This is a genomic window from Chryseobacterium sp. G0162, assembly GCF_003815715.1.
GTDB lineage: Bacteria > Bacteroidota > Bacteroidia > Flavobacteriales > Weeksellaceae > Chryseobacterium.
In genome coordinates this window covers 1,727,639-1,747,673 of record NZ_CP033922.1, presented here as the reverse complement: position 1 = coordinate 1,747,673, position 20,035 = coordinate 1,727,639, and the positions used below count along the sequence as shown (strand labels likewise).

The following is a 20,035-nucleotide window of genomic DNA, read 5'->3' as shown; positions in this document are numbered from 1 at the left end:
TAATACTCTGATTGTTGAATTAAATGTTAATTTTATAGGTGATTAAACAAATAAACTAATAACGATGAATAAGATTATCCTATCTTTTCTTACTCTAGCGTCAGGAGTTCTTATGGCGCAAAGCCTGACCCCAACAGTTTCTATTTCAGCGGCAGGATCTGCAGATAATTTTAAGGGAGGTTATACCTTTGCTTATGCAACATCGGGAACACCCTGGAATGGCCCTCTCTTAAGTTTTGGTGGATTTAATAATAATTACGATGCCCAATTAAACACAGACTATGGTCCCAATGGAGGAGAGCATATATCATTTAGAACAAAAAATGGAGATGCAAACGTTTGGAATTCTTGGAATGAATTAGCAACTAGGGGAACTAATAATTTTACGGGCAAACAATCCATCATGGGAAACCTTGGTATTGGTACCGGTGCACCTTCTGAAATGCTAACTGTTTCTGGTGGTCATACGGGCTCTATGATTTTATTGAATTCGTCTGGTGATGGAGGAAATAGTCCTGCCAATTTAACGCTTTGGGCTTCAGAGCCACAAGAAACGTATACAGGAGTAGGAATTGGTAACAATGTGAAAAACTACAACAGTACCAATAATCAGGTTTTTCCCCGTATAAATGCTAGTACTGGAGGTTCTTATATGAGATTACTTGATAATCAGATCCACTTCAATATAATTTCTAATACAGGAGACAATAAGAAAATAGCTACTTTGGCAAGGGATAGGTTTGATGTAAGTGGTTCTCTATCTTCTCAAATTAGCTCAAATGAAGGAGGTGCTATTATTTTAGAAAATCCAACAAAAACAGCCGCCAACATGGCTAGAAAATGGGTGCTTTATAATATGACTGGAGGTTATGGAAATTCTTTACAATTCTGGAGCTATTCCGACGGAGGAGCCTATGGAGCAAAGCTTCTTCTTTCCGATGCGGGAAACATGGCATTACAAGGTAAATTTGAAGCAAAAGAAATTAAAGTAACCCTTACCCCAACAGCCGACTTCGTATTTGATGAAAATTATGATTTACCAAAGTTAGAATCTGTTGAAAAGCATATTAAAGAGAAGAAACATCTTCCTGAAATAGCCTCTGCAAAAGAGATGGAAAAAGAAGGGGTAAATGTAGGAGAGTTCCAGATTAAGCTACTACAAAAAATAGAAGAACTTACCCTGTACACGATTGAGCTGAATAAGCAGGTGAAAAAGCAAGCGGAAGAAATTGAAGCTTTAAAAAAATCAAATAAATAATATTCTACTACATTGATATTGGAACATCCACTTAATGAAAAACAAATGATGAATGCCAGAGTGAGTACCTGGATATGAAGTAGTTTTTATTTCGTGAGTTGGTAACCAGGAAATATTACATTAAAAGAATACGCAATAATTATGAAAAAACTAATATCCATGGCTGTAGTATTAGCAGCACAAATTTCTTTTGCACAATTATATACCCCTAATGGTGGTATGAATGCAACCTCTACTCCAGGATCTACAAATGTAGGGATAGGAATTCATGACCCTCATTCTAATTTAGAAGTAGCTGATCAAAACGGAGGTAAAATAATAATATCAACAGGTGGCTGGAGTGCATCATCAGTTAATCCTAAACTTCCCATCTTAGAATTTGCCGGATATTTGAATTATCCTAAAGTAAGATTGATGGCAACTGAGGAAACAGGAAATACAAATGGATCTAGATTTTCCATTTTAGTTAACGATAACACAAGTGCTACAAATCTTGTTGAAAGATTTTTAATTCTCCAAAACGGAAATGTAGGATTGGGAAATTCACAGCCAAAAGAAAAACTAGATGTTTTAGGTAATATTTTAGCCGGAGCTACCCATTCAACAGAAGGAATCAATGCTTTTGCGATAAGATATGAAAACGGATCATTAAGTAACTGGGGATCATTGAGAAGTTCAGCCGCAACTTATATGAGCTTTGGTACTAAAGCAGATCCTAATACGGCAGACGGATGGCTATCTTCTAATGGAACGCTAAATTTTTCCAAAGTTGCTATGACAATGAATAATGAAGGAGTAAGATTCTTAAGTTCACCAGCACAGGCTATTCCTTTAGATACTCCTGTAACAATGAAGGAACTAATGAAACTTTCTCCAAACGGTAATGCTTCATTACAAGGCAAATTTGAAGCAAAAGAAATCAAAGTTACCCTCACCCCAACAGCCGATTTCGTATTTGATGAAAATTATGACTTACCCAAGTTAGAAGCCGTTGAAAAACATATCAAAGAAAAGAAACATCTTCCTGAAATAGCTTCTGCAAAGGAAATGGAAAAAGAAGGGGTAAATGTAGGTGAGTTTCAGATTAAGTTGCTACAGAAAATAGAAGAGCTGACACTGTATACCATTGAGCAGAATAAACAGCTTAAGAAGCTTCAGGAGAATAATGATAAGTTAATGAAAGAAGTTTCTGAACTAAAATCTAATAAAAACTGATTAGAACATGAGAAAATTAAAATATACTTTATTTATATTCCTGCTTTTGATTAGTTTTTTCAAAAGCCAAGTAGGGGATAACGGATACCCATTTTTGTATGAAAAATTAACTTCTGAACGCCGTATTACAACCAGAGAAGAGTATAAAGACCATTTGGGTAACATTATTCCTTTGTTGGAACTAAAGCAGAATGTTAAAGCTTTTGAAACAGATGATGTTAATAATCAGCAAATAATAGATGAGGTTGCTGGTTTGAAAGATAAAGATTATATAAATCAAAATATTTACGGCAAAGCTGTTTATAGAGAAATTAATATTGCAGATGATAATAATAGGATTGAGTACGATGGAAGATATTATTACTTATATAAGGTTAAGTCGTCGGATGCTAAAGCACTGCAAATCTATTTTAAGAAATATCTTTTACCGAAAGATAGTAAGCTTTTCCTATATGCAGAAAATGGATTTGTCTTAGGAGAATTTAACGATAAAAATAATCCAGACCCTAAAAACAAAGGATTAGAATTTGGGACACAGCCAATACCCGGAAATACATTTTATATTGAACTTTCTTATCCTGTAAATAGTAATAATAAACCTTTATTAGTTACTGAGAAAGTTATTCATTCCTTTACAGATTTTTATGGTGGAGTTTATGGCACAGCAGGTAATTGTCATAAGAATATAGCATGTGGATTTACAATTGATAATAAGTCAAGAAATATAAAATCTGTTGGCTTGATGTTATATCCGATATATCAATGGGGGACAAACACACATACTTATTCCGCAAGTTGCTCAGGAAACCTAATGAATAATACTGCTCAAAATGGAGAACCTTATTTTTTGACAGCTGCTCATTGTATAGGATATGAAGCTGCTAATAATAATATCAATTGGAGTACAGAATTAATTACTTTATTTAACTATGAAGCGTTAAGCTGTACAAGTAGTGGAACAGATGCCCCAGCTGCATTATCCAATAATTCAGTTTTCGGATGTACCTTGTTAACGCAAAGTCCGGCTACTTCTTTAGATTATGCTTTAATAAAATTGAATACAACAGCGAGTGCCTTAGCTCAATATAAAATTTGTTATGCTGGCTGGGATAACAATCCTAACGCATATTCGGTAAATCCTACGAATGCATATTCAGTACATCATCCCAAAGGTGATGTGAAAAAAATATCTATGGTTCAGGAATTAAATCCTGTGATGAGTAACCAGCCTATACTACAATCAGGATTATTCGGATATTACGCTGTTCCGTGGCCAACAAATACATCAGGAACATTTTTACAGAACTCCTGGAGAAATGGTATTGTAGAGAAAGGGTCTTCCGGATCTCCATTATTCAATAGTTCCGATAGGTTAATAGGATCTTTATCAACAGGTCCTGACCCTAACCATTTTAATTGTAATAATCCGGATATTTATAGCAACAAATGGTTTACTTATTATTCGAGATTTTCTAATAATTATTATACCATGTCTCCGTGGCTAAATCCTAATGGAACAAACGTACAATCTATAGGACCATATTGTCCATCTTATATTCAAGTTGGTGCTCCTATTATTGTTAATCCAGGAGGTGGAGGAGGAACCCAACCAACAAATTGGGAAGATGAACCTATTGATATAAACGGAGAAAGAGTTCATCCTGCCAATACATGGGGTAAAAAAATCTATTTAAGAGAAAAAAATGGATCTTATAATTCCCTACAAGAGGTAGACACAAATTTTTATTATTATAGATCAGTCATGTCTGCAAACCAAAATACATTTGCCATGAGTGAAAACCTATATGATATATACTATTTTAATATAAACGATTTTTTATCTAAGTTCCAGCTTTGGGGAATATATAAAATAGTTGATTGTAATAAAATTAAGTATATAAAACCTGCCAAAATAACAATAAAAAACCCTGGAGTGACTGGTGAAATCCATGATTGTTTGATAGATGTTGTAGGGGTTACTAATGACAGAGTTCATATTCTTATTGAAGTTTGGAGAAGGAATGCTGCATTTGATTTGTATAAAACATACGAACTTCAATCTTTTAAAATAGTAAATAATGAACTCGTATTTGAAAATTATAAAACACTTTTTTATGATCAGCAAAACCTTAATATTTCAAAATATTATGATTTTGATAATGGGCATTTAATGCTATCCGTAAGTCATAATTCAAATTTGTTAAACAAAATATATTCGTGCTATTACAATGAGCAGAATGGTACCTGGTCAATGGATGCCAATCCAATACCGAACGGATCTACTGGTGTATTTACAAAAATTGTAGGAGATAAAGTTTTTATACAACCATCAGGACAAAATAAAGTTGATATTTATAATCTTGCTTCAAATTCACCCGCATTTAGTTTGAAGGCATCATTGTCTAATCAATTTTTATCTGTTCCTGGAACAAATGGAGTAGGTGATCGTTTATCTATATTTAAAAGGTCAGATGATGTATATAATATTGTCTATAAAAATACTAATGGTGTTGGATTTTATGAATTTATGCAAGTGAATTTATCAGGAAATTCAGCCACTTCTTCTCATATTACAATGCCGGCAGACTTTAGATACGTCTATGGTTCTGGGTCTAATTTTATTATAAAAGATAAGGAAATTATTAAATTAACTAATGTAGGATGGGCATCAAATGCGAGTAGTGAATATGGAAATCATTTCTATCAAAATTACATAAAAGATGGTAGTGGAAATTGGATAAAAGATAAAACATTTCCACTTAAATGGAAAGATATCGGAGCATTCAATAACAGATATATAATCAGTTCTGATGATTATTATAATAATAGTACTGGTCCAAAGCGCAGGATGTTTAGTATAAGAGAAATTGATTATATAGCACATCCGTATATTAGGTATGATGATAATGTATTTTATCCAGCAGCTTATCACCGTCCAAAAAAATTAGACAACTATTATTTTAGTGCGGGTATTGTTGTTAATGGAAGAGAAGAATTTAAAAATATAGCTGGAACTAGCTTAAACAAATTCTTATATAGATCTCCTAATTTAGGATATGATTTTAATGCTACAACTTATGATACCAAAACCGTCATTTTAGATGATAAAACACAGAAGTTGACGGGGTACAAGAGTGTGGCTATACACGGGAAATATTCTGTTGTAATGAAACCTGGCTTTAGTGTTTCTGCTTCAACCGGGGTAGAATTTACGGCAAAAGCACAAGCTCCTTTGCCAGCAGATATTCCTGCATGTTCTCTTACCTTTGATGATATGCTTAATCCTCAGATAACAGAAACACCTAATGAAACACTCTATCTTAAACAGGTCGGCGTGAAATTAGGAAATGAACCTTATTACGGAGAAATTGTACTTAATGGTACTCTTGCAAACCAGGAAGTCGTTATTGACAGGGCCGTGAAGTTATATCCAAACCCTACCAAAGATATATTGAATATTGACTTTAATGGGAAAAAGTTCAAAACATTAGACGTATATTCATTAGATGGTAAGAAAATTATGACACAAGATTTATCATCCTTGAATACTATCCAAGTAAACTTATCTCAATATCCTGCCGGAATTTATATGGTAACCCTCATAGATTCAAATGGAAAGAACTATCCAAATAAGATTATTAAAAAATAATTATTTAATCCAAATCGCTGCTTTTGCAGCGATTTTTTTATTTACAACCAAAATTTATTGAAGATGCCTATTAAGGCTTTGAACCTTTTATAATTTTGAATACATTTGTAGAAAATAAAAATTAAAAAATGAACACACCATCAGAATTAAAGTACACTAAAGATCACGAATGGATCAATATCGAAGGTAATGTTGCTACAATTGGTATTACAGACTTTGCTCAGGGAGAACTTGGAGACATTGTTTATGTAGACGTAGATACAGTAGATGATGATCTTAATGGTGGCGACGTTTTCGGAAGTGTAGAAGCAGTAAAAACTGTTTCAGACTTATTCTTACCTATTGCAGGAAAAGTTATCGAATTCAACTCAGAATTGGAAGACCAGCCAGAATTGTTAAATACAGACCCTTATGGAGACGGATGGATCATCAAATTAGAAGTTGCTGATGGAGCAGACCTTTCTGAATTACTTTCTGCAGACGATTACAAAGCGATCATTGGATAAAATTTCAAAAATATTTAGTAAGATATTGCCCATTTATTGGGCATTTCTTACTTATATGCTTCTCAAACCCGGAGAAGAAAACCAAGAATATTGGTTTATGTTCAGTGGTATCGATAAAGTATTGCACATAAGTATATTTGCCGCTTTAGGATTTTCTTTCATTGCCGCATTTCCCAAAATAAAATTTTCTTACTTCTTTCAGATTATTCTTATATATGGATTCCTTACAGAGATCCTTCAGGAAGAAATGGGATTGGGCAGATCTATGGAAACACTGGATATCGTCGCAGACACTGTAGGCTGTCTCATAGGCTACTTTACCTATAAGCTTTTGATTAAACGATTTTTCTAATTCTATTTTTAGAAATTGGACTTTCCTGGATGAGGTCCCTTACCTTTCTCTCGTCCCTTTCTTTTTAGAATTCTTAAACCATTCAGTTTATTCAGGAGCTATTTCCCGCTATCCACTCTTACTCCTCACGCCTTTACCCTCCAAGGCTCAAACCCTCCATCTCTCCAAACCCTGTTGCGGGGTAACCGTTACTATCGGGGCTAGGGTAGTGGACATATATTATAAATAATGAGTAATAAGTAATAGAGGATGGTTTTTATAAAAACCCGTCTTCTTATATATAAGTATACATCAATATCTCCTGAAGTCTTTGTCATTGGCGATGTTTAATCTTCTATTCCGGTAAGAACTCCCACAAAAGCTACCTATTCCTTTAAGAAGATCGAGTGACTCTTTCAATTAGATATACCAGAAAGCTATTCACAATACAACCCGCACTATCATCTGTGACAATCCGTGTCCTCCGTGAGAAATAAAAAAAAACACAGCGTTTTTCTATAAAACAATCTTAGAGAATAATCATCATATCCGTCAGTCTCTTTATTTCTCTATTTTCCTCCGTACCAATTTTGTCATCCTGTAGGGATCTCAACACCGCATTATTAAAATAAACCTTGATCTATAATTTCCAACGTACAGAAATCCATCAATAGGAGTGGGCTTTAGCCCACTCAAATAAAATAAACGCCCAGCCATTGGCTTTAGCCCAAACCTATTTCAAAATAACTCTGAAAACTTACCCCATGTATTATTTATCATGTATACCTTCCATTACCCATTACCCATTACCCATTACCCATTACCCATTACCCATTACCCATTACTCATCATTATATAGATGGTATATCATATATAAACACCCCCATTTCTTCCCAACTTTCATCCCCTTGGACCCTTTCCCTCCAATCCCCAAACAAATGTTTAAAATTTTTCTCTCATAGTACCAGCGCTTTAAGGGTGAAACATTACCTGAATATGAATTTTATGTTAAATAAACTTGCGGGTAATGGATGAAGTTTCTATCTTTGCCCCACTGAAAAACGAAAGGGATTCAGTAAGCGCAGAAGAGCTTTTAAATAAGCATAAACATTATACTCTACGAAAGAGACAGATGAAAAAAAACTTTTAATTTTTAGGATTTAAAAGTTGCGAGTTAAAATAAAGTTTGTATCTTTGCAATCCCAATTAAGGGAGCGCAGGAGTAGAGGGATTGAGGGTTAGGAAAGAGATTAAGGTTACTTAAAAAACTTTAAAATTTTCTTTCAAAACATTTGGTCGAATCAAAATAAAGTTTTACTTTTGCACTCGCAAATACGGAGCGACACTGACAGAAAGATTGCTTCGTTGAAAAGCGAAAGATATAAAGATCATTGACATACAATATAACAACCAAGTAAGGAAAAACTAAAGCGTTAAAAAACTTTGAGTGAGTCAGACAAACATACAATGGAGAGTTTGATCCTGGCTCAGGATGAACGCTAGCGGGAGGCCTAACACATGCAAGCTGAGCGGTAGAGATCTTTCGGGATCTTGAGAGCGGCGTACGGGTGCGGAACACGTGTGCAACCTGCCTTTATCAGGGGGATAGCCTTTCGAAAGGAAGATTAATACCCCATAATATAAGAGACGGCATCGTTTTTTATTGAAAACTCCGGTGGATAGAGATGGGCACGCGCAAGATTAGATAGTTGGTGAGGTAACGGCTCACCAAGTCTGCGATCTTTAGGGGGCCTGAGAGGGTGATCCCCCACACTGGTACTGAGACACGGACCAGACTCCTACGGGAGGCAGCAGTGAGGAATATTGGACAATGGGTTAGCGCCTGATCCAGCCATCCCGCGTGAAGGACGACGGCCCTATGGGTTGTAAACTTCTTTTGTATAGGGATAAACCTACTCTCGTGAGAGTAGCTGAAGGTACTATACGAATAAGCACCGGCTAACTCCGTGCCAGCAGCCGCGGTAATACGGAGGGTGCAAGCGTTATCCGGATTTATTGGGTTTAAAGGGTCCGTAGGCGGATCTGTAAGTCAGTGGTGAAATCTCACAGCTTAACTGTGAAACTGCCATTGATACTGCAGGTCTTGAGTGTTATTGAAGTAGCTGGAATAAGTAGTGTAGCGGTGAAATGCATAGATATTACTTAGAACACCAATTGCGAAGGCAGGTTACTAAGCAACAACTGACGCTGATGGACGAAAGCGTGGGGAGCGAACAGGATTAGATACCCTGGTAGTCCACGCCGTAAACGATGCTAACTCGTTTTTGGTTTTTCGGAATCAGAGACTAAGCGAAAGTGATAAGTTAGCCACCTGGGGAGTACGTTCGCAAGAATGAAACTCAAAGGAATTGACGGGGGCCCGCACAAGCGGTGGATTATGTGGTTTAATTCGATGATACGCGAGGAACCTTACCAAGGCTTAAATGGGAAATGACAGGTTTAGAAATAGACTTTTCTTCGGACATTTTTCAAGGTGCTGCATGGTTGTCGTCAGCTCGTGCCGTGAGGTGTTAGGTTAAGTCCTGCAACGAGCGCAACCCCTGTCACTAGTTGCCATCATTAAGTTGGGGACTCTAGTGAGACTGCCTACGCAAGTAGAGAGGAAGGTGGGGATGACGTCAAATCATCACGGCCCTTACGCCTTGGGCCACACACGTAATACAATGGCCGGTACAGAGGGCAGCTACACAGCGATGTGATGCAAATCTCGAAAGCCGGTCTCAGTTCGGATTGGAGTCTGCAACTCGACTCTATGAAGCTGGAATCGCTAGTAATCGCGCATCAGCCATGGCGCGGTGAATACGTTCCCGGGCCTTGTACACACCGCCCGTCAAGCCATGGAAGTCTGGGGTACCTGAAGTCGGTGACCGTAATAGGAGCTGCCTAGGGTAAAACAGGTAACTAGGGCTAAGTCGTAACAAGGTAGCCGTACCGGAAGGTGCGGCTGGAACATCTCATTTTAGAGCGTCGTTAGACGATAAAAAAAATAGTATCGCAAGATACAGAACTTACTTAAAGTTCAAGCTTTAGTTTTTTGTTTGGTTGATTATATTAAAAATACAAAACCCACTAGAAATTAGTAAAGGGATAGAGAGATTTTAGATTATAAATTATAGATTTTAGATTTAAAGAATCATTTAAAATTTTCAATTTAAAATTTAAAATTAATAATGAAGTCTCGTAGCTCAGCTGGTTAGAGCGCTACACTGATAATGTAGAGGTCGGCAGTTCGAGCCTGCCCGAGACTACTAATTATAAGACGGGAAGATATAAGACATCAGATGTCAGACAATAAAGTCTGTAATCTGAGATCTAAAATCTGAAGTCTACTAGAGGGGGAATTAGCTCAGCTGGCTAGAGCGCCTGCCTTGCACGCAGGAGGTCAAGGGTTCGACTCCCTTATTCTCCACATCGATGGTTTAATTTTAAAAAAGCAAATAGAGCCAAAAACAATATTTGCGAATTAGATCAGAAATAGATAAAGATCATTGACATTAACGGTAAAGACATCACAAAGAGATAACCGAGCACTTTCGAGTGCCGAGTTTATAAAAATATCGATAGACGAGAGTTTATCAAAAAATACTGAACTAATTTAATATTAGGAAAGAAATCGTTAAGGGCGTATGGCGGATGCCTAGGCTTTCAGAGGCGACGAAGGACGTGGTAAGCTGCGAAAAGCTGCGGGGATTGGCACACACGAATTGATCCGCAGATGTCCGAATGGGGCAACCCGGCTGGTTGAAGACCAGTCACCTCGTAAGAGGAGCAAACCCGGAGAACTGAAACATCTAAGTACCCGGAGGAAAAGAAATCGAAGAGATTCCGTAAGTAGTGGCGAGCGAAAGCGGATTAGCCCAAAAGCTTTTATATGTTTAATAGAATGTTCTGGAAAGAACAGCCGCAGCGGGTGATAGCCCCGTATATGAAAGGCATATTTAAGTGATAAATGAGTAGGGCGGGACACGTGAAATCCTGTCTGAATATGGGGGGACCATCCTCCAAGGCTAAATACTCCTGAAAGACCGATAGTGAACAAGTACTGTGAAGGAAAGGTGAAAAGCACTTCGAATAGAAGGGTGAAATAGAACCTGAAACCGTACGCCTACAAGCGGTCGGAGCAGCATTAAGCTGTGACGGCGTGCCTTTTGCATAATGAGCCTACGAGTTAATTTTACTAGCGAGGTTAAGGTATTAAGTACCGGAGCCGGAGCGAAAGCGAGTCTGAATAGGGCGCATAGTTAGTAGGATTAGACGCGAAACCTTGTGATCTACCCATGGGCAGGTTGAAGCTCTGGTAACACAGAGTGGAGGACCGAACCGGTTGACGTTGAAAAGTCTTCGGATGACCTGTGGGTAGGGGTGAAAGGCCAATCAAACTGGGAGATAGCTCGTACTCTCCGAAATGCATTTAGGTGCAGCGTCGTATATAAGTTTATTAGAGGTAGAGCTACTGATTGGATGCGGGGGTTTCATCGCCTACCAATTCCTGACAAACTCCGAATGCTAATAAATGTTCTACGGCAGTGAGGGCATGGGTGCTAAGGTCCATGTCCGAGAGGGAAAGAACCCAGACCAACAGCTAAGGTCCCCAAATATATGTTAAGTTGAAGCAACGCGGTTGGACTGCATTGACAGCTAGGATGTTGGCTTGGAAGCAGCCATTCATTTAAAGAGTGCGTAACAGCTCACTAGTCGAGCGGTCCGGCATGGATAATAATCGGGCATAAACATATTACCGAAGCTATGGATTTGTATTTTAGAATACATCTGGTAGGAGAGCATTCTATTTGCGCCGAAGCAGTACTGTGAGGTATTGTGGAGCGGATAGAAAAGAAAATGTAGGCATAAGTAACGATAAAGCGGGCGAGAAACCCGCTCACCGAAAGACTAAGGTTTCCTCAGCCATGCTAATCAGCTGAGGGTTAGTCGGGACCTAACGCGAACCCGAAAGGGGTAGTGGATGGACAATGGGTTAATATTCCCATACTTGCTCACACTAAAAAGGGGACGGAGTGCCGTACTTACTGGAGACTGACGGAATAGTCAAGGCCTAGCCTTCGGGCGAAGCTGCTGTAGGGAAAGTGCTTCCAAGAAAAGCCGAAGTGAAGCAACCCGTACCAAAACCGACACAGGTAGTCGAGGAGAGAATCCTAAGGTGCTAGAGTGAATCATGGTTAAGGAACTAGGCAAAATAGTCTCGTAACTTCGGGAGAAGAGACGCCATCAGCAATGGTGGCCGCAGTAAAGAGGCCCAGGCGACTGTTTATCAAAAACACAGGACTCTGCAAAATCGAAAGATGCAGTATAGGGTCTGACACCTGCCCGGTGCTGGAAGGTTAAGGAAGGTGCTTAGGGTTAAACCGAAGGCATTGACTGAAGCCCCAGTAAACGGCGGCCGTAACTATAACGGTCCTAAGGTAGCGAAATTCCTTGTCGGGTAAGTTCCGACCTGCACGAATGGTGTAACGATCTGGGCACTGTCTCAACCATGAGCTCTGTGAAATTGTAGTATCGGTGAAGATGCCGATTACCCGCAATGGGACGAAAAGACCCTGTGAACCTTTACTATAACTTCGTATTGACTTTGAGTAAGTAATGTGTAGGATAGGTGGGAGGCTATGAAGTGGGCACGCTAGTGTCTGTGGAGCCGACGTTGAAATACCACCCTTTACTTACTTGGAGCCTAACTTCTTTTAGAAGGACATTGCGTGGTGGGTAGTTTGACTGGGGTGGTCGCCTCCAAAAGAGTAACGGAGGCTTTCAAAGGTACCCTCAGCACGCTTGGTAACCGTGCGTAGAGTGTAATGGCATAAGGGTGCTTGACTGTGAGACCAACAAGTCGATCAGGTGCGAAAGCAGGACATAGTGATCCGGTGGTTCCGTATGGAAGGGCCATCGCTCATAGGATAAAAGGTACTCCGGGGATAACAGGCTAGTCTCCCCCAAGAGCTCACATCGACGGGGAGGTTCGGCACCTCGATGTCGGCTCGTCACATCCTGGGGCTGGAGAAGGTCCCAAGGGTTGGGCTGTTCGCCCATTAAAGTGGCACGCGAGCTGGGTTCAGAACGTCGTGAGACAGTTCGGTCTCTATCTATTGCGGGCGTTAGATGTTTGAGAGGGCTTGATTCTAGTACGAGAGGACCGAATTGAACAAACCTCTGGTGTATCAGTTGTACCGCCAGGTGCACTGCTGAGTAGCTACGTTTGGAAGAGATAAGCACTGAAAGCATATAAGTGCGAAACTCGCCTCAAGATGAGACATCTTTTAAGGGTCGTGGGAGATGACCACGTTGATAGGCTATAGGTGTAAAGACAGTAATGTCATAGCCGAGTAGTACTAATTACCCGTAGATTTATAGCCTGATATGGCGCACGAAAGTGCAGCAAGGTTAGCTCTTTGTGAAAGTTTTTATCGCTTAAAACAGATATCAGAGATTAGATCTCAGATATCAGACAAATTCGTCTGACATCTGATGTCTTGCATCTGACATCTTATATACAACCTTTAGGGTGGTTTTAGCGGTGGGGCTCACCTGTTCCCATTCCGAACACAGAAGTTAAGCCCACCAGCGCCGATGGTACTGCTAACGCGGGAGAGTAGGCCGCCGCCAGTTTTTATTTTATTTTTAAAAGTCTCATACAATTATGTATGAGACTTTTTTTTGCTCTATACCCAAATCCAACAATATAATGAAATAAGCAATCAGTGATAAGTAATGAGTAATAAGCAATGAATGATGAGTAATGGGGGAATATCTAAGTTTTGGCTAATGCCCAATTCAATTGAATATTGAATATATACAATATCAGAAGGCTTATTTTCAGTTTTTCATTCTTTTTGTAACGGATATTCTTTTGTATCATTACTATTCTTACTAAGCCTTCTATTGTCTTGCTGGAAGAGTCCGGCCAGCTTTATCCAGGCTTTTCTCATGTAGTCCTAGGATTACTCTTGGTTCTTTATCCTGTTCTTCATTTTCTATTTCTCCTTTAGCTTTTTTTTCCGGATTAACTTTTCTGTTTTCCATTCTTTATTTTATCATAGCTATCTTCTTTAGTATCATTACTTCTGATGAACTTACCGCATTTTGTCTTCTTGGGTGGATCTAAACAATAGGAAGAGAGTACTTCTTATTTTCAATAGTAAACATAGTAGTATAATAATTATAGATAATGTACTTTTGGATCCCTGCAGAATGACAAAGGGAGAAGGTTGCTGATAAATTGAAGGATCATACTAATGCTCATCATTCATTACTTATTATAGATTACTCATTATTATTCATAGATATCATAATTATCCCCAAATAATTTTTTACAAAATCACGTGTTTCCAGGTTCCAGCTATCCACCATATTATAAATCTGCATTTCGAATTTTAAATGTATAATGCGATATATGGTTTTATTCAGGTTTTCTTTTGGTAACTCCAGATTATCTATCCACATTGTGGATAAGTATAAACTTACATTTAAATACAAACAAACCAGTAAGTTAAACGGTATACTTATTCACAATTGCTTTATGGGTGTAAACTTTATGTTAAATAAACTTGCGTGAAATGGATGAAGTTTCTATCTTTGCCCCACTGAAAAACGAAAGGGATTCAGTAAGCGCAGAAGAGCTTTTAGATAAGCATAAACATTATACTTTACGAAAGAGACAGACGAAAAAAAACTTTTAATTTTTAGGATTTAAAAGTTGCGAGTTAAAATAAAGTTTGTATCTTTGCAGTCCCAATTAAGGGAGCGCAGGAGTAGAGAGATTGAGGGTTAAGAAAGAGATTAAGGTTACTTAAAAAAACTTTAAAATTTTCTTTCAAAACATTTGGTCGAATCAAAATAAAGTTTTACTTTTGCACTCGCAAATACGGAGCGACACTGACAGAAAGATTGCTTCGTTGAAAAGCGAAAGATATAAAGATCATTGACATACAATATAACAACCAAGTAAGGAAAAACTAAAGCGTTAAAAAACTTTGAGTGAGTCAGACAAACATACAATGGAGAGTTTGATCCTGGCTCAGGATGAACGCTAGCGGGAGGCCTAACACATGCAAGCTGAGCGGTAGAGATCTTTCGGGATCTTGAGAGCGGCGTACGGGTGCGGAACACGTGTGCAACCTGCCTTTATCAGGGGGATAGCCTTTCGAAAGGAAGATTAATACCCCATAATATAAGAGACGGCATCGTTTTTTATTGAAAACTCCGGTGGATAGAGATGGGCACGCGCAAGATTAGATAGTTGGTGAGGTAACGGCTCACCAAGTCTGCGATCTTTAGGGGGCCTGAGAGGGTGATCCCCCACACTGGTACTGAGACACGGACCAGACTCCTACGGGAGGCAGCAGTGAGGAATATTGGACAATGGGTTAGCGCCTGATCCAGCCATCCCGCGTGAAGGACGACGGCCCTATGGGTTGTAAACTTCTTTTGTATAGGGATAAACCTACTCTCGTGAGGGTAGCTGAAGGTACTATACGAATAAGCACCGGCTAACTCCGTGCCAGCAGCCGCGGTAATACGGAGGGTGCAAGCGTTATCCGGATTTATTGGGTTTAAAGGGTCCGTAGGCGGATCTGTAAGTCAGTGGTGAAATCTCACAGCTTAACTGTGAAACTGCCATTGATACTGCAGGTCTTGAGTGTTATTGAAGTAGCTGGAATAAGTAGTGTAGCGGTGAAATGCATAGATATTACTTAGAACACCAATTGCGAAGGCAGGTTACTAAGCAACAACTGACGCTGATGGACGAAAGCGTGGGGAGCGAACAGGATTAGATACCCTGGTAGTCCACGCCGTAAACGATGCTAACTCGTTTTTGGTTTTTCGGAATCAGAGACTAAGCGAAAGTGATAAGTTAGCCACCTGGGGAGTACGTTCGCAAGAATGAAACTCAAAGGAATTGACGGGGGCCCGCACAAGCGGTGGATTATGTGGTTTAATTCGATGATACGCGAGGAACCTTACCAAGGCTTAAATGGGAAATGACAGGTTTAGAAATAGACTTTTCTTCGGACATTTTTCAAGGTGCTGCATGGTTGTCGTCAGCTCGTGCCGTGAGGTGTTAGGTTAAGTCCTGCAACGAGCGCAACCCCTGTCACTAGTTGCCATCATTAAGTTGGGGACTCTAGTGAGACTGCCTACGCAAGTAGAGAGGAAGGTGGGGATGACGTCAAATCATCACGGCCCTTACGCCTTGGGCCACACACGTAATACAATGGCCGGTACAGAGGGCAGCTACACAGCGATGTGATGCAAATCTCGAAAGCCGGTCTCAGTTCGGATTGGAGTCTGCAACTCGACTCTATGAAGCTGGAATCGCTAGTAATCGCGCATCAGCCATGGCGCGGTGAATACGTTCCCGGGCCTTGTACACACCGCCCGTCAAGCCATGGAAGTCTGGGGTACCTGAAGTCGGTGACCGTAATAGGAGCTGCCTAGGGTAAAACAGGTAACTAGGGCTAAGTCGTAACAAGGTAGCCGTACCGGAAGGTGCGGCTGGAACATCTCATTTTAGAGCGTCGTTAGACGATAAAAAAATTAGTATCGCAAGATACAGAACTTACTTAAAGTTCAAGCTTTAGTTTTTTGTTTGGTTGATTATATTAAAAATACAAAACCCACTAGAAATTAGTAAAGGGATAGAGAGATTTTAGATTATAAATTATAGATTTTAGATTTAAAGAATCATTTAAAATTTTCAATTTAAAATTTAAAATTAATAATGAAGTCTCGTAGCTCAGCTGGTTAGAGCGCTACACTGATAATGTAGAGGTCGGCAGTTCGAGCCTGCCCGAGACTACTAATTATAAGACGGGAAGATATAAGACATCAGATGTCAGACAATAAAGTCTGTAATCTGAGATCTAAAATCTGAAGTCTACTAGAGGGGGAATTAGCTCAGCTGGCTAGAGCGCCTGCCTTGCACGCAGGAGGTCAAGGGTTCGACTCCCTTATTCTCCACATCGATGGTTTAATTTTAAAAAAGCAAATAGAGCCAAAAACAATATTTGCGAATTAGATCAGAAATAGATAAAGATCATTGACATTAACGGTAAAGACATCACAAAGAGATAACCGAGCACTTTCGAGTGCCGAGTTTATAAAAATATCGATAGACGAGAGTTTATCAAAAAATACTGAACTAATTTAATATTAGGAAAGAAATCGTTAAGGGCGTATGGCGGATGCCTAGGCTTTCAGAGGCGACGAAGGACGTGGTAAGCTGCGAAAAGCTGCGGGGATTGGCACACACGAATTGATCCGCAGATGTCCGAATGGGGCAACCCGGCTGGTTGAAGACCAGTCACCTCGTAAGAGGAGCAAACCCGGAGAACTGAAACATCTAAGTACCCGGAGGAAAAGAAATCGAAGAGATTCCGTAAGTAGTGGCGAGCGAAAGCGGATTAGCCCAAAAGCTTTTATATGTTTAATAGAATGTTCTGGAAAGAACAGCCGCAGCGGGTGATAGCCCCGTATATGAAAGGCATATTTAAGTGATAAATGAGTAGGGCGGGACACGTGAAATCCTGTCTGAATATGGGGGGACCATCCTCCAAGGCTAAATACTCCTGAAAGACCGATAGTGAACAAGTACTGTGAAGGAAAGGTGAAAAGCACTTCGAATAGAAGGGTGAAATAGAACCTGAAACCGTACGCCTACAAGCGGTCGGAGCAGCATTAAGCTGTGACGGCGTGCCTTTTGCATAATGAGCCTACGAGTTAATTTTACTAGCGAGGTTAAGGTATTAAGTACCGGAGCCGGAGCGAAAGCGAGTCTGAATAGGGCGCATAGTTAGTAGGATTAGACGCGAAACCTTGTGATCTACCCATGGGCAGGTTGAAGCTCTGGTAACACAGAGTGGAGGACCGAACCGGTTGACGTTGAAAAGTCTTCGGATGACCTGTGGGTAGGGGTGAAAGGCCAATCAAACTGGGAGATAGCTCGTACTCTCCGAAATGCATTTAGGTGCAGCGTCGTATATAAGTTTATTAGAGGTAGAGCTACTGATTGGATGCGGGGGTTTCATCGCCTACCAATTCCTGACAAACTCCGAATGCTAATAAATGTTCTACGGCAGTGAGGGCATGGGTGCTAAGGTCCATGTCCGAGAGGGAAAGAACCCAGACCAACAGCTAAGGTCCCCAAATATATGTTAAGTTGAAGCAACGCGGTTGGACTGCATTGACAGCTAGGATGTTGGCTTGGAAGCAGCCATTCATTTAAAGAGTGCGTAACAGCTCACTAGTCGAGCGGTCCGGCATGGATAATAATCGGGCATAAACATATTACCGAAGCTATGGATTTGTATTTTAGAATACATCTGGTAGGAGAGCATTCTATTTGCGCCGAAGCAGTACTGTGAGGTATTGTGGAGCGGATAGAAAAGAAAATGTAGGCATAAGTAACGATAAAGCGGGCGAGAAACCCGCTCACCGAAAGACTAAGGTTTCCTCAGCCATGCTAATCAGCTGAGGGTTAGTCGGGACCTAACGCGAACCCGAAAGGGGTAGTGGATGGACAATGGGTTAATATTCCCATACTTGCTCACACTAAAAAGGGGACGGAGTGCCGTACTTACTGGAGACTGACGGAATAGTCAAGGCCTAGCCTTCGGGCGAAGCTGCTGTAGGGAAAGTGCTTCCAAGAAAAGCCGAAGTGAAGCAACCCGTACCAAAACCGACACAGGTAGTCGAGGAGAGAATCCTAAGGTGCTAGAGTGAATCATGGTTAAGGAACTAGGCAAAATAGTCTCGTAACTTCGGGAGAAGAGACGCCATCAGCAATGGTGGCCGCAGTAAAGAGGCCCAGGCGACTGTTTATCAAAAACACAGGACTCTGCAAAATCGAAAGATGCAGTATAGGGTCTGACACCTGCCCGGTGCTGGAAGGTTAAGGAAGGTGCTTAGGGTTAAACCGAAGGCATTGACTGAAGCCCCAGTAAACGGCGGCCGTAACTATAACGGTCCTAAGGTAGCGAAATTCCTTGTCGGGTAAGTTCCGACCTGCACGAATGGTGTAACGATCTGGGCACTGTCTCAACCATGAGCTCTGTGAAATTGTAGTATCGGTGAAGATGCCGATTACCCGCAATGGGACGAAAAGACCCTGTGAACCTTTACTATAACTTCGTATTGACTTTGAGTAAGTAATGTGTAGGATAGGTGGGAGGCTATGAAGTGGGCACGCTAGTGTCTGTGGAGCCGACGTTGAAATACCACCCTTTACTTACTTGGAGCCTAACTTCTTTTAGAAGGACATTGCGTGGTGGGTAGTTTGACTGGGGTGGTCGCCTCCAAAAGAGTAACGGAGGCTTTCAAAGGTACCCTCAGCACGCTTGGTAACCGTGCGTAGAGTGTAATGGCATAAGGGTGCTTGACTGTGAGACCAACAAGTCGATCAGGTGCGAAAGCAGGACATAGTGATCCGGTGGTTCCGTATGGAAGGGCCATCGCTCATAGGATAAAAGGTACTCCGGGGATAACAGGCTAGTCTCCCCCAAGAGCTCACATCGACGGGGAGGTTCGGCACCTCGATGTCGGCTCGTCACATCCTGGGGCTGGAGAAGGTCCCAAGGGTTGGGCTGTTCGCCCATTAAAGTGGCACGCGAGCTGGGTTCAGAACGTCGTGAGACAGTTCGGTCTCTATCTATTGCGGGCGTTAGATGTTTGAGAGGGCTTGATTCTAGTACGAGAGGACCGAATTGAACAAACCTCTGGTGTATCAGTTGTACCGCCAGGTGCACTGCTGAGTAGCTACGTTTGGAAGAGATAAGCACTGAAAGCATATAAGTGCGAAACTCGCCTCAAGATGAGACATCTTTTAAGGGTCGTGGGAGATGACCACGTTGATAGGCTATAGGTGTAAAGACAGTAATGTCATAGCCGAGTAGTACTAATTACCCGTAGATTTATAGCCTGATATGGCGCACGAAAGTGCAGCAAGGTTAGCTCTTTGTGAAAGTTTTTATCGCTTAAAACAGATATCAGAGATTAGATCTCAGATATCAGACAAATTCGTCTGACATCTGATGTCTTGCATCTGACAT

At 40.5% G+C, this 20,035-nt stretch carries 6 protein-coding genes, 4 tRNA genes and 5 rRNA genes; 14 read left to right on the top strand and 1 reads right to left on the bottom strand.

The annotated features are described in order from the left end of the window. Window positions 1-64: 64 nt before the first annotated feature. The 10 genes from EG344_RS24260 (at window position 65) to rrf (ending at window position 13,598) form a co-directional block, all read left to right on the top strand. The gene (locus EG344_RS24260) at window positions 65-1,258 is read left to right on the top strand and encodes a hypothetical protein (RefSeq protein ID WP_228412885.1); all 1,194 of its coding nucleotides are present in this window, start codon (window positions 65-67) and stop codon (window positions 1,256-1,258) included. 141 nt (window positions 1,259-1,399) lie between these two features. Then, window positions 1,400-2,473, top strand: a complete 1,074-nt coding sequence (locus EG344_RS24255; protein ID WP_228412884.1) for a hypothetical protein — start codon at window positions 1,400-1,402, stop codon at window positions 2,471-2,473. Between the two features lie 7 nt (window positions 2,474-2,480). After that, window positions 2,481-6,122, top strand: a complete 3,642-nt coding sequence (locus EG344_RS08065; RefSeq protein WP_123909018.1) for a T9SS type A sorting domain-containing protein — start codon at window positions 2,481-2,483, stop codon at window positions 6,120-6,122. Window positions 6,123-6,250: 128 nt separating this feature from the next. Beyond that, on the top strand, window positions 6,251-6,628 hold the full coding sequence (gcvH, locus tag EG344_RS08060) for a glycine cleavage system protein GcvH (RefSeq protein ID WP_123909017.1): 378 nt from the start codon (window positions 6,251-6,253) through the stop codon (window positions 6,626-6,628). Continuing rightward, on the top strand, window positions 6,570-6,980 hold the full coding sequence (locus EG344_RS08055) for a VanZ family protein (protein ID WP_410494000.1): 411 nt from the start codon (window positions 6,570-6,572) through the stop codon (window positions 6,978-6,980). Before gcvH ends, EG344_RS08055 begins: the two co-directional genes overlap by 59 nt. Window positions 6,981-8,423: 1,443 nt before the next feature. After that, window positions 8,424-9,940, top strand: a 16S ribosomal RNA gene (locus EG344_RS08050). Between the two features lie 214 nt (window positions 9,941-10,154). Continuing rightward, a tRNA-Ile gene (locus EG344_RS08045) sits at window positions 10,155-10,228 on the top strand. Between the two features lie 87 nt (window positions 10,229-10,315). After that, window positions 10,316-10,389: transfer RNA gene (locus EG344_RS08040), tRNA-Ala, on the top strand. A gap of 197 nt (window positions 10,390-10,586) precedes the next feature. Continuing rightward, window positions 10,587-13,345 (top strand): 23S ribosomal RNA (locus EG344_RS08035). A 145-nt stretch (window positions 13,346-13,490) separates the two neighbouring features. Next, window positions 13,491-13,598, top strand: a 5S ribosomal RNA gene (gene rrf, locus EG344_RS08030). A 270-nt stretch (window positions 13,599-13,868) separates the two neighbouring features. Here the strand turns inward: rrf and EG344_RS23845 are convergent. Continuing rightward, window positions 13,869-14,012 carry a hypothetical protein gene (locus tag EG344_RS23845; RefSeq protein WP_164464404.1) on the bottom strand — a complete coding sequence of 48 codons (144 nt, stop codon included), beginning with the start codon at window positions 14,010-14,012 and terminating at the stop codon, window positions 13,869-13,871. 971 nt (window positions 14,013-14,983) lie between these two features. Here EG344_RS23845 and EG344_RS08025 point away from each other — a divergent pair. The 4 genes from EG344_RS08025 (at window position 14,984) to EG344_RS08010 (ending at window position 19,905) form a co-directional block, all read left to right on the top strand. After that, window positions 14,984-16,500, top strand: a 16S ribosomal RNA gene (locus EG344_RS08025). A 214-nt stretch (window positions 16,501-16,714) separates the two neighbouring features. Then, window positions 16,715-16,788 (top strand) — tRNA-Ile (locus EG344_RS08020). A gap of 87 nt (window positions 16,789-16,875) precedes the next feature. Beyond that, window positions 16,876-16,949, top strand: a tRNA-Ala gene (locus EG344_RS08015). Between the two features lie 197 nt (window positions 16,950-17,146). Beyond that, a 23S ribosomal RNA gene (locus EG344_RS08010) occupies window positions 17,147-19,905 on the top strand. The 16S, 23S and 5S rRNA genes sit together here with 4 tRNA genes alongside, the layout of an rRNA operon. Window positions 19,906-20,035 lie beyond the last annotated feature (130 nt).